Annotated in this window: 12 protein-coding genes; 8 read left to right on the top strand and 4 right to left on the bottom strand. The window is 69.5% G+C overall.

The features are described 5' to 3' along the window. Position 1: 1 nt before the first annotated feature. On the bottom strand, positions 2-916 hold the full coding sequence (locus tag ACQY8B_RS26535) for a LysR substrate-binding domain-containing protein (protein WP_422084658.1): 915 nt from the start codon (positions 914-916) through the stop codon (positions 2-4). A 166-nt stretch (positions 917-1,082) separates the two neighbouring features. Here ACQY8B_RS26535 and ACQY8B_RS26530 point away from each other — a divergent pair, with 166 nt between their 5' ends. The 7 genes from ACQY8B_RS26530 to ACQY8B_RS26500 all read left to right on the top strand — a co-directional run bounded on the left by ACQY8B_RS26530 (position 1,083) and on the right by ACQY8B_RS26500 (position 8,102). Continuing rightward, positions 1,083-1,868, top strand: a complete 786-nt coding sequence (locus tag ACQY8B_RS26530; RefSeq protein WP_422084657.1) for an ABC transporter permease — start codon at positions 1,083-1,085, stop codon at positions 1,866-1,868. A 10-nt stretch (positions 1,869-1,878) separates the two neighbouring features. Further along, the gene (locus ACQY8B_RS26525; protein WP_422084656.1) at positions 1,879-2,907 is read left to right on the top strand and encodes an ABC transporter ATP-binding protein; all 1,029 of its coding nucleotides are present in this window, start codon (positions 1,879-1,881) and stop codon (positions 2,905-2,907) included. Positions 2,908-2,929: 22 nt separating this feature from the next. Continuing rightward, positions 2,930-4,009, top strand: a complete 1,080-nt coding sequence (locus ACQY8B_RS26520) for an extracellular solute-binding protein (protein WP_422084655.1) — start codon at positions 2,930-2,932, stop codon at positions 4,007-4,009. A 13-nt stretch (positions 4,010-4,022) separates the two neighbouring features. Next, entirely contained in the window at positions 4,023-4,844 is an 822-nt protein-coding gene (locus ACQY8B_RS26515; protein ID WP_106936549.1) for an ABC transporter permease, read from the top strand. After that, positions 4,795-5,343: a TIGR00725 family protein gene (locus ACQY8B_RS26510; RefSeq protein ID WP_422084654.1), complete on the top strand. Its 549-nt coding sequence runs from the start codon at positions 4,795-4,797 to the stop codon at positions 5,341-5,343. The genes ACQY8B_RS26515 and ACQY8B_RS26510 overlap by 50 nt, the downstream gene beginning before the upstream one ends. A 123-nt stretch (positions 5,344-5,466) precedes the next feature. Further along, a complete protein-coding gene (locus tag ACQY8B_RS26505) occupies positions 5,467-6,984 on the top strand; it encodes an AMP nucleosidase (RefSeq protein ID WP_422084653.1) in 1,518 nt (505 codons plus the stop codon). A 107-nt stretch (positions 6,985-7,091) separates the two neighbouring features. Continuing rightward, positions 7,092-8,102, top strand: coding sequence for a Bug family tripartite tricarboxylate transporter substrate binding protein (locus ACQY8B_RS26500; RefSeq protein WP_422084652.1), 1,011 nt, complete (start codon positions 7,092-7,094; stop codon positions 8,100-8,102). 19 nt (positions 8,103-8,121) lie between these two features. Here ACQY8B_RS26500 and ACQY8B_RS26495 read toward each other — a convergent pair whose 3' ends face one another. Then, a complete protein-coding gene (locus ACQY8B_RS26495) occupies positions 8,122-8,814 on the bottom strand; it encodes an ArsR/SmtB family transcription factor (RefSeq protein WP_081267532.1) in 693 nt (230 codons plus the stop codon). Positions 8,815-8,897: 83 nt separating this feature from the next. On the opposite strand from ACQY8B_RS26495, the gene ACQY8B_RS26490 reads away from it, so the two are divergent. Next, a complete protein-coding gene (locus ACQY8B_RS26490; RefSeq protein WP_422084651.1) occupies positions 8,898-10,064 on the top strand; it encodes a cytochrome P450 in 1,167 nt (388 codons plus the stop codon). Here the strand turns inward: ACQY8B_RS26490 and ACQY8B_RS26485 are convergent. After that, positions 10,022-11,011 carry a pyridoxamine 5'-phosphate oxidase family protein gene (locus tag ACQY8B_RS26485; RefSeq protein ID WP_422084650.1) on the bottom strand — a complete coding sequence of 330 codons (990 nt, stop codon included), beginning with the start codon at positions 11,009-11,011 and terminating at the stop codon, positions 10,022-10,024. The genes ACQY8B_RS26490 and ACQY8B_RS26485 overlap by 43 nt on opposite strands. Further along, positions 11,008-11,658 (bottom strand): glutathione S-transferase family protein, encoded by a 651-nt coding sequence (locus ACQY8B_RS26480; RefSeq protein ID WP_422084649.1) that lies wholly within the window; start codon positions 11,656-11,658, stop codon positions 11,008-11,010. The genes ACQY8B_RS26485 and ACQY8B_RS26480 overlap by 4 nt, the downstream gene beginning before the upstream one ends. Positions 11,659-11,711 lie beyond the last annotated feature (53 nt).

Here is an 11,711-nt window from a genome sequence, read left to right as displayed (position 1 = left end):
ATCATGCCTCGGTCTCGGCACCGCGCGAGGCCACGCCCTCGGCCAGCAGCCATTCGCGGAACGCCACGAAGGCCGGCAGGTCGAGCCGGTCGGGCCGGTAGCAGAGGTAGTGGCCCTGGTTCACGCTCACCGGCGTGCCGCAGGGGCTCAGCAGCGCGCCTTCTGCCAGCTCTTCCTGCACCAGCAGCCTGGGCACGAGGCCGATGCCCAGGCCGTTGAGCGCCGCCTGGATCAGCGCCGAATACTGCGCGAAGCGCGGCCCCGCCACCGTCTGCACTTCCGGCACGCCGTGCTGCGCGGCCCATTGCCGCCACGCGCCGGGCGCGCCTTCGTGATGCAGCAGCGTGTGGCCGGTGATGTCGGCGGGCTGCGCGATGCGGTGCCGCCCCTCGACCAGCGAGCGCGCCACGATCAGCACGAACTCGCGCCCCGCGATGTACTCGGACACCACGCCGGGCCAGCCGTCGGGGCCGTAGCGGATGGCGGCGTCCACGCCCGCCGGAATGCCGTCGCTGGGCTCCAGGTGGCGGCTGAAGCTCAGCATCACGTGGCGGCTCTTCTGGCTGAAGGCGGGCAGGCGCGGAATGAGCCACTTGGTGAGAAAGGTGGGCACGCTGGCCAGCGTGAGCAGGCCCGCGCCCGCGTCACCCGAGCGCGCCTCGAAGGTCGCGGTCTCGATGGCGCGCAGCCCGCCCGAAATCTTCTGCCAGTACACGCGGCCCTGCGGCGTGAGCTGCACGCCGCGGCCGTTCTTCTGCAGCAGCTCGCGGCCGAGGAAGGCCTCGAGCCCTGCGATCTGCTTGCTGACCGCGCTCACGGTGATGCACAGGGCGCCCGCCGCGAGCGTGATGCTCTGGTGGCGCGCCACCGCGTCGAAGGCCAGCAGCTCCTGGATGGTGGGGCAGTCGCGCTTCATGTATCGCTCCGCTTCATGAAAGCTGCGTGAAAAACGCTTTCCGATTGCTCAAGTGTCGTCATCCAACTTTCACCCATAAGTACGCACGTGATTCCTAGAATTCGAGGCAACGCGGCGGCATGCCCGGCGCGGACAGTAGCGCATCCGGAAAGTATGCCGGGTGTCCATGACATGGGAGACAACCTTGGTTCGCGGCATTTCGCTCATCTACGGCCTGTACCTGCTGCTGCCCATCGCCCTGCTGATGATCGGCAGCGTGGGCGGCAACTGGACCAACACGCTGCTGCCCACGGGCATTACCGGGCAGTGGTACGTCGACCTCTGGCTCGACACCTCGTTCCGCAAGGCCTTCGTGAGCAGCCTCGTGGTCGCCATGTCGGCCTGCGCCATCAACACCGTGCTGGCCTTGCCGCTGGCCTATGCCCTGTACCACGGCGCGCAGAGCGGCGGCAGCCTGGCGGCGCGCATCGTGAGCGCCACGCCGGTGGCGGTGCCGGCCATCACGCTGGCCTTCGGCTACATGATCGTGTTCAACACCGACCTCGCGCCCTGGCTGGGCTCGATGCCGCTCTTGATCGCGGCGCACGCGATCCTCACCCTGCCCTACCTCACCAACACGCTGCTGACCGACCTGCGCCACCTCGACCTCGGCCGGCTCGAGCAGGCAGCCGCCACGCTCGGCGCCTCGGGCTGGCAGCAGTTCACCGGCATCGTGCTGCCGAGCCTGCGGCAGAGCCTGATCAGCGGGCTGGTGATGGTGGCGGCCATCTCGGTAGGCGAGTTCGGCGTGTCGAACCTGCTCACGAGCTTCCAGAACCGCACCTATCCGGTGGTGCTGCTGCAGGCTTTCTACGGTGCCACGGGCTTCGCCTGCGCGGCCACGGTGATCCTTCTTGTGCTGGCGAGCGCGTCGGCGCTTCTTTCCTCTTCCCTCGTGAAGCAACGCGCCTGACCGATACGCCATGAGCCTCCTACTCGACAACGTCAACTACAACTACCCCGGCAGCACGCACGGCCTGCACGACGTGTCGCTCGACGTGCGCACCGGCGAGCTGGTCGCGGTGATCGGACCCAGCGGCTCGGGCAAGTCGACGCTGCTGAAGCTGGTGGCGGGCCTTGAGACGGGCCACACCGGCCGCATCGCGCTCGACGGCGAGGACATGTCGCGCACGCCGGTGCACGAGCGCAACATCGGCATGGTGTTCCAGAGCTACGCGCTGTTCCCGCACCTGAGCGTGCTCGACAACGTGGCCTACGGCTTGAAGCTGCGCAAGGTGGGCACGGCCGAGCGCCGCCAGCGCGCGCAGGACCTGCTCGACATCGTCGGGCTGGGCGACTTTGCGCAGCGCGCCGTCGCGCAGCTTTCGGGCGGCCAGCAGCAGCGCGTGGCCTTGGCGCGCGCACTGGCCATCGACCCGCGAGCCCTGCTGCTCGACGAGCCGCTGTCGGCCCTCGACGCCAGCGTGCGCGGCCACCTGCGCGACCAGATCCGCGCCATACAGCAGCGCTTCAATGCCACCACGCTGCTGGTCACGCACGACCAGGAAGAAGCACTGGTAATGGCCGACCGCGTGGCCATGCTGAAAGACGGCCAGCTGCTGCAGATCGCCACGCCGCGCGACATCTACGAGAACCCCGCGAGCCGCGCGGTGGCCGAGTTCGTCGGGCTCTCGACCATCCTGCCCGCCAAGGTGGCCGCGCCGGGCCGGCTGGACCTGGGCTTTGCCGAACTCTTCGCCGACACCGGCCAGCGCGCCTTCGGCACCGCGGTGCATGTGCTGGTGCGCCCCGAGCACATCCACGCCGACCCGGCGCCCGGCGCCGTGAATCGTCTTGCGGGCAGCACCCGCGCGCAGCGCTACCTGGGTGCGCTCACGCGCTACGACTTCGAGGTGCCTGGCGCGGGCAAGCCTTTCCTTGCCGAATCGCCGGCGCCGGCCCTGGAGGCCATCGCCGTCGCCCCCCGGCACATCCGTCTACTCGACCACTGAACCTTTTCCTCAAGGAGCCACCATGCAACGCAGACACCTGATCCAAGCCGCCGGCGCACTGCCGCTGGCCACCCTCGCGGCCCGCACCGCCTTTGCCTTCGACGGCCCCGAGCTGTATGCGGGCGAGAAGGCGCTGTACGCCGAGGCGCAGAAGGAAGGCCTGTGCGTCTCCTTCGACACCGGCCCCGAATGGGCCAACTGGAAGTCGCTGTTCCGCGATTTCAAGAAGCGCTACCCCGAGATCGAGCTGACCTACAACGACATCGGTTCCGCCGCCACCGTGGTCGCGCTCGAGAAGACCAGGCGCCGCCCGCAGGCAGACACCGCCTACTACTTCGCCGCCTCGGCCGTCGACGCCGCCAAGAAGGACGTGGTCGCGCCCTTCAAGCCCGTCAACTTCGACAAGCTGCCGCCGGTGTTCCGCGAGGCCGAGGGCCGCTGGTTCACCATCCACACGCTGAACATCGCCTTCCTGGTCAACAAGAAGCTGGTGAAGAACGTGCCCACGGGCTGGGCCGACCTGCTCAAGCCCGAGTTCAAGAACACGGTGGTCTACCTCGACCCGCGCTCCACCGGCATCGGCCAGGTGCTGACCTTCGCCGCGGCCTACGCCAACGGCGGCAGCGTCGACAACGTGCAGCCCGGCATCGACTACCTGGGCAAGCTGCATTCGGCTGGCAATGTGCTGCGCGTGGAAGGCACCACGCCCTACGCCAAGTTCCTGAAGGGCGAGATTCCGGTGTGGATCAGCTACGAGAACGACGGCCTGAAGGCCAAGCACGTCGACGGCATGGGCGACGCGATGGAGGTCGTCATTCCCAAGGAAGCCAGCGTGGCCGCGCCCTACGCCATCAGCCTGGTGAAGAACGGCCCGAACCCGAACGCCGGCAAGCTGTGGCTCAACTTCATCATGAGCGAGGCCGGCCAGTCGCTGTTCGCACAGGGCTTCGTGCGTCCGGCCGTGCCGGGCACGCAGCTTTCGGCCGACGTGGCCGCCAAGATGCCGCCAGCACCGCAGATCAAACCGCTCGACGTGGTGAAGGCGTCGGAGCGCAAGGCCGAGATCGACAAGCTCTGGGCGCAAGCCGCACTGGGCAAGTGATCGAGCAGCCGTGATGCGACGCTTTGGCGCCTGGCCCGCCTGGGCCTTCATGGCGCTGTTCTTCGCGGTGCCGCTGGCGGCGCTGCTGCCCGAGGCCTTCGGCGAGGGCGGCAGCGCCTTCGGCCGGCTGTTCGGCAACCCGCTGTTCTTCGGCGCGCTGCGCAACACGCTGGCGCTCGGGCTGGCGGCGGGCGCGGTGTCGGCACTGGTGGGCACCTGCATCGCGATCGAGCTGGCGCGCCAGCCGGCGTCGCGGCGCCAATGGATGATGACGCTGCTGGGCCTGCCGCTGGCTTTCTCGGGTCTGGTGATTGCCTACGGCTTCATCCTGGCCTTCGGCCGCGCGGGCTTCGTGACGCAGCTGCTCGCGGGCCTGGGCGCGGACCCGGCGGCCCTGGGCAGCTGGATCTACAGCGTGTCGGGCCTGGGCTTCGCCTATGCCTACTACCTGATCCCGCGCGTGGCGCTGTCGCTGTACCCGGTGTTCGCGAACCTCGACCTGCGCCCGGCGCAGGCGGCGCGCACGCTGGGTGCATCGAAAGCCCGTGCCTTCCGGGACACGGTGGTGCCCGAGGTGCTGCCTTCGGTTCTGTCGAACGCCTGCATGGTCGCCGCGATTGCCATGGGCACTTACGGCACGGCGCTGGCGCTGGTGGGCACGCAGCTCAACATCCTGCCGCTGATGCTGCTGGCGCAGGTGGGCGACGGCGGGTCAGATTTCGCGGTGGCGGCGGCTTTGTCGCTGGTGCTGATGGTGGTGTGTGTGATCGTGATGGGAGTGGGTGATGTCTTTACGCGAAGGCGCGAGCGCGGTGCTGTCGGCGCCGGTCACTGAGGCGCTGGCGCGCCTGGCGCAGAAGCAGCGGGGGCCGTCGCGCCACCGCCAGCCGGTGGCGATGATCGGCCCGGGCGACGGCGGCCCGGCCGAGTGCGAGGCCGCCTATGCCGTGGCGCATGCGCTGGCCCGCGCGGGCATGTCGGTGGTGTGCGGCGGGCGCGGCGGCGTGATGGCCGCGGCCTCGCGCGGCGCGGTGGAAGCCGGCGGCATTGCCGTGGGCATCCTGCCCGAGGACGACGACCGCAACGCCAACGAGTGGCTGAGCGTGGCCATTCCCACGGGCATGGGCGAGATGCGCAACGGCATCATTGCGCGCAGCGGCGTGTGCCTGGTGGCCATCGGCGGCAACATGGGCACGCTGTCGGAGATGGCGATGGGGCTGAAGTGGGGCAAGCCGGTGTTCGTGATGCACGGCGATGTGGCGCTGCCTGGGGCGGTGCAGGCTGTCGACGTGAACGACATGCTCGAGAAAGTGCTGGGGTGTCTGCTGGGCTGAGGTTTGGTCGCCTTAGTTCAGGGTGCGTGCACAGGCCACCGGGTACTCCCCTCCGCGAATGTCCTCCGTCGGCGTGAGCGCGCCCCGAACAACGCCCTCAAACAAGCATTGCACAATGACGCCATGCCCTACATGCCCACCTTCGTCGCTCCCGCCCGCTTCACCGATGCCGCCTCCGCACTCGAACAGGTCAAGGCCATCTACAACGGCGGCCTGGCCCATCTTCGCGAATCGATGTTGCGCTTCGTTGCCGGCGAGGCGCTGCCGGGCCGGGTGCGGGCCTGCTACCCGTTCGTGCGTGTGCATACCCACACCGTCTCGCGCCATACGCCGCCGGCCAACGCCGGCCTGAGCTACGGCTTCGTGGCCGGCCCCGGCCGCTACGAGACCACGCTGACGCGGCCCGACCTGTTCTCGCGCTACTACTTCGACCAGTTCCGCCTGCTGCTCGAGAACCACCAGGTCGAGCTCGAGATCGGCACCAGCACGCAGCCCATCCCCATCCATTTCTCGTTTGCCGAGAACGACCACATCGAAGGCACCATGAGCGCCGAGCGCCGCGCCCTCATGCGCGACGTGTTCGACCTGCCCGACCTGGGCGTGATGGACGACGGCATCGCCAACGGCACCTATGAGGCGCGCGACGGCGAGGCGCAGCCGCTGTCGCTGTTCACGGCCGCGCGCGTCGACTACTCGCTGCACCGCCTGCGCCACTACACCGGCACCGCGCCCGAGTGGTTCCAGAACTTCGTGCTGTTCACCAACTACCAGTTCTACATCGACGAGTTCGTGCGGCTGGGCCACGAAGCCATGGCCGACGAGAACAGCGAGTACATCGCCTTCATCGAGCCGGGCAATGTGGTCACGCGCCGCCGCGGCCTGGCCGCTGGCGGCAGCGAGAACTTCGGCCACCTGCTCGACGGCAGCCAGGGCACGGCCCCGCCGCGCCTGCCGCAGATGCCGGCCTACCACCTGGTGCGCGAGGACTGCAGCGGCACCACCATGGTCAACATCGGCGTCGGCCCGGCCAATGCCAAGACCATCACCGACCACATCGCCGTGCTGCGCCCGCACGCCTGGATGATGCTGGGCCACTGCGCCGGCCTGCGCAACACGCAGCAGCTGGGCGACTACGTGCTGGCCCACGCCTACGTGCGCGAGGACCACGTGCTCGACGAAGAGTTGCCGCTGTGGGTGCCCATTCCGGCGCTGTCGGAGATCCAGCTCGCGCTGGAAAAGGCCGTGGCCGACGTCACGCGCTACGAGGGCCCCGACCTCAAGAAGATCATGCGCACCGGCACCGTGGCCAGCACCGACAACCGCAACTGGGAGCTGCTGCCGGGCAACCAGCCGCAGCGCCGCTTCAGCCAGAGCCGGGCGGTGGCGCTCGACATGGAAAGCGCCACCATCGCGGCCAACGGCTTCCGCTTCCGGGTGCCCTACGGCACCCTGCTGTGCGTGAGCGACAAGCCGCTGCACGGCGAGATCAAGCTGCCCGGCATGGCCAACCACTTCTATCGCGAACGGGTGGAACAGCACCTGCGCATCGGCATGCGGGCCATCGACATCCTGCGCGAAGAAGGCTCCACGCGTCTGCACAGCCGCAAGCTGCGCAGCTTTGCCGAGGTGGCCTTCCAGTAAAGCAAGGGCGCCCGGCGTGCATCCGGGTTTGTCCCTGCCCGCGCACGGGCAGGATCGGCGTGTTTCGCGGACATCATTCGGTTTCCCCACAGAAAACCGGAAACAAGATGCCCCAGTCGCCTTCCGTCACTCTCTCGCGCCGCAACTTCTCGGCATGGATCGCGGCATCGGCCGCAGCCGCAGGCACGGGGGGCGCCGCGTTGTGGCCCGGCGTCGCCAGGGCGGCCGACGCACCGGCGGGCAGCAAGCTGCGCATCGTCATTCCCGCGAACGAAGGCGGCGGCTGGGACCAGACCGGCCGCGCGCTCGGCGCCGCGCTGGTGGCATCGGGCGCCGTGGGCAACGTGGTCTACGAGAACATCGGCGGCAAGGGCGGCACCATCGGCCTGGCCAAGTACGTCGAGAAATACGATGCCGACCCGGAGGCCCTGCTCGTCAGCGGCATGGTGATGGTCGGTGCCGTGGCGCTGCAGAAGCCGGCCGTGACCATGAGCAACGTGTCGCCGGTGGCGCGCCTGACCAGCGACTACGAAGTGGTGGCGGTCAAGGCCGACTCCCCCATCAAGACACCGAAGGACCTGATCGCGCAGCTGCGCGCGGACGCGGCCAACACCGTGGTCGCGGGCGGCTCAGCCGGCGGCGTGGACCACATGTACGCCGGCATGCTGGCGCGCGTGGCGGGCGCCTCTTCCTCGCTGGTCTACCAGGCGCACCCCGGCGGCGCGCAGGTGGTGGAGGCGCTGGAAAGCGGCAAGGCGGTGGCGGGTATCTCGGGCTTCAGCGAATTCAGCGACAGCCTGGCCAGCGGCCGGCTGCGCGCCATCGGCGTGTCGTCGAAGCAGCCGTTCCAGGGCATCGCATCGGTGCGCGAACAGGGCGTGGACGCCGACCTCGCCAACTGGCGCGGCGTGATGACCGGCAAGAAGGTGCCGCCCTACCGCAAGGCCGTGCTGCTCGACGCGGTGCGCCGCGCGACCACACACGAGCTGTGGGTGAAGACCATCAAGCGCAACAACTGGGACCCGTACTGGATGGCGGGCAAGGACTTCGAGAGCTTCCTCGAACTCGACACCGCGATGGCCGGACCGCTGATCTATCTGCTCAAGCTGAAGGCCTGAAGCCGGGCCTTGCCGGCGCTCAGGCGAAAAGCTCCGGCATCTCGCGCTGCGCCTTCGGCGTGAGCGTGAGCGCACGGCCGTCCAGCTCCTGCCGCACCCATCCGCGCCGCAGCGACAACTGAAGCCACGCGGCCCCCAGCGCGCCGCCCAGGTGCGGCCGGCGCTCGCTCCAGTCGAGGCAGGCGCAGGCGAAACGCCGGCGCGAGCGGCGCACCGCGTCCACCTCCACGCCCAGGCTTTCCAGCGCGATCGCGCCGTCGGGCGTGAGTTCGTACGAACCGCTCTGCAAGCCGCTGAGCCAGCCCTGCGCATGCAGCCGGTCGTGCAACGCGACGCCCGCGGTGCCTGCCATGTGGTCGTAGCAGGTACGCGCGCTGCGCAGGCGGCTCGGCGTGTTGGGCTTGAATTCGGCGGCGCGCGGTGTGCCCGCGACCACCATCAGGCTTTCGAGCGCGGCGGCCACGTCGTCGTTGGCCAGGCGAAAGTAGCGGTGCTTGCCCTGGACCAGCAGTTCGACCAGCCGCTCTTCCTTCAGCCGCGCGAGATGCGCGCTCGCGGTGGACGCGGCCACCTCGGCCACGGTGGCGAGTTCGGTGGCGGTGCGTGCGTGGCCGTCCATCAGGCAGCTGAGCATGCGGGCGCGGGCCGGCTCGGCGATGGCGCCTGCTACGCGGGCGAGCTGGAAATCGGCGGTTGAATCGAGGGTGTCCATGCGCCCCATCGTAAGACGGCCCGGCATCCGACACTTCGGCCGTGGACGAAGTGTGGCGGCGCCGCCGGTCGCACACTGCGGCCATGTACCCGAACAACAGCCCCACCTCCCCCGACGTGCCTCTCGACCCGGTCGCGGCCGTGACGCACGCCGACCCCTACCCCTTCTACGCGAGCCTGCGCGCCGGCCTTCCACTGGCGTGGAACGAGAAGCTGCGCCTATGGGTGGCCAGCCGCGCCGAGGTGATCGAAGAAGTGCTGCAGGCGCACGGTGCGCTGCGGGTGCGGCCGGCCGCCGAGCCGGTGCCGAACGCCATCGCGGGCAGTCCGGCCGGCGAGGTGTTCGGCCACCTGGTGCGCATGAACGACGGCGCGGCCCACGAGGCCCACCGGCCCGCGCTGCAACGGGCGTTGGCCGGGCTCGATCTGAATACTGTGCGTGAAGCTGCCCTTCAGGTGGCAAGGCAAGTGCAGCAGCAGCCGCTGTCCGACACGCTGTTCTCGATGCCGGTGCGATCCGTCGCGCGCCTGCTTGGTTTTGCCGACGAGGCACTGCCGCAGGTCGACCTGTGGACGCGCGACTTCGTGGCCTGCCTGTCGCCGCTGTCGACGGCGAGCCAACTGCAGGGCGCAAGCACGGCGGCAGGTGAATTGATGACGCGCTTCGAAGGCCTCGTCGCGGGCACGCCGCCGCGCCGGGGCACGCTGCTGGCGGGTGTGCTGGCCGAGAGCGCCGCGCCGTCGCGCTCGCTGCTGGCCAACCTGGTCGGCCTGCTCTCGCAGACCTGCGACGCCACGGCCGGCCTGCTGGGCAACAGCCTCATCGCCTTGATGCGCGACCCCTCGCTGCGCGCAAGCGCCCGCACGCGCGACGGGCTGCAAGCGATCGTGGAAGAGACGGCGCGGCACGACCCTTCGGTGCACAACACGCGGCGCTTCGTGGCAGAGCCCGTCACCATCGCGGGGACACCGCTCGCAGCGGGCGACACGGTGCTGGTGCTGCTGGCCTCGGCCAACCGCGATCCCTCGTTCAACCCCGACCCCGACAGCTTCATCCTCGTGCGTGCGAAGCGCCGCATGCTCGGCTTCGGCCGCGGCATGCACGCCTGCCCCGGACAGGCACTGGCCTGCACGCTGGCGGCGGCCGGCCTCGAAGCCCTGCTGCAGCGCGTACCCGACATCGACGCGCAGCGCCTGCGCGGCTGGCACTACCGGCCGTCGGTCGCGGCACGCGTGCCGGTGTTCCACTGACCGGTGCGCGCGAGATGCGGAGACAGCTGCGCATCGCCCCAGCGTAGCGGCAGCGCCGCCGGCCGGCGCAAGGCGTGCGTCACATGGAAGCGCATCAGCCGTTCCGCGCCTTCGAACGCGGCCACCTCGGGGCCGTTCCACATGATCTCGGCCGTGACCGCCACATGCAGCAGGTCGCCGCTGTCGAAGTCGATGAACAACAGCCCGGCGCGCGGATGTGCCGCCAGGTTGCCGAGCGTGTTGAAGAAGCGGTTGCCGTTGAAGTCGGGCACGGTCAGCGTGTCGTCGCCGTCGATGCGCACGAAGCCCGGGCGGCCGCCGCGGTGCGACACATCGACGCCGTGCGAACTTGCATCGGCCTCGTCGCCCACCGCCACTTCGTTCGGGTAGGCGGTGGCAATGAACAGCGTGTCGGCGCTGCCGATGAGGCGATGCGCCGCCAGGTCGAGCTTGTCGAGCCACTGCGCGGGCGCCGCATCGCCGCGCGGCGGCGCGAACACCGGCTCGCGCGCCTGGATGTAGCGCGGGCAGTTGCCGAAGCTCTGCTGCACCTCGACCATGAAGCCCGCCGCGTCGATGGCCTCGACCGTGCCGTTCATGCGGTTGCGCCGCCGCGTGTGCGGCTGGATGCCGAGCAGGCCCAGCGTCGCGCCCTGCTTCAATTGGCCCGCGAGCGGATCGCCCGCCGCCGGCAGCGCATCGATGCGCAGGTGCGTGGCATCGGGCGAATGCACGAAGCCGGTGGGCGCCGCGAGCACGCTGGCCCAAGGCTGCAGTTCGTCGTCAATGCTGCCCGCCACGATGAAAGGCAGCAGCGAGAAGAACTCGCGGTGCTGGTCGGGCATGAAATCGCGGATGATGCGCGGGCCCGCGGCCTCCATCTGCTCGCGCGAACCCGCAAGCGCCTGCAACGCGCGTTCGCCCGCGTGGAATGGAGCGGCGATCATGCGGCCGCCGCAAGTCCGACGGGCGTGCGCACCATCGGCACGAAGCCGGGCAGCGCTTCCACCCGCGCAAGCCATTCGCGCACATGCGAATAACCGTCGAGAGACACGCTGCCTTCGGGTGCGTGCGCCACATAGGCGTAGTTGGCGATGTCGGCCAGCGTGGCGGCCGGGCCCGCGAGGAAGGGCTGTTGGCGCAGGTGCGCCTCCATCACCGACAGCAACGCGTGCGAGCGCGTCACCTTCTCCGACGGGTCGGCGGCCAACCCGAACAGCGCCATGATGCGCGCGGCGGCGGGCCCGTACGCCAGCGGACCGGCGGCCACCGAGAACCAGCGCTGCACCTGTGCCGCGCCCACCGCGTCTTGCGGCATCCAGCGGGCGGGGTCGGGCGAATAGCGCGCGTTGAGGTAGACCAGGATGGCGTTGGAATCGGCCAGCGTCAGCTCGCCGTCTTCGATCACCGGCACCTGGCCGAAGAGGTTGCGCGCCAGGAATTCCGGCGTGCGGTTCTCGCGCTTGCGCATGTCGAGTTCGATGTTCTCGAAGGGCAGGCCGAGCATCGTGAGGAACAGGCGCACTCTGTGCACATGGCCCGAAAGGGCGGTGCCGTAGAGCTTGATGGGTCGAACGGGGCGGGCGGTGTTCATGGCGGGGTCCTTCTGAAATGTCTTTGAGGGGGCACCGCATCGATTCTTCTCTC

This window comes from Variovorax sp. (assembly GCF_965279555.1).
Taxonomy (GTDB): domain Bacteria; phylum Pseudomonadota; class Gammaproteobacteria; order Burkholderiales; family Burkholderiaceae_C; genus Variovorax.
The sequence above is the reverse complement of the archived record's forward strand: the minus strand, read 5'-3'. Positions and strand labels throughout refer to the sequence as shown.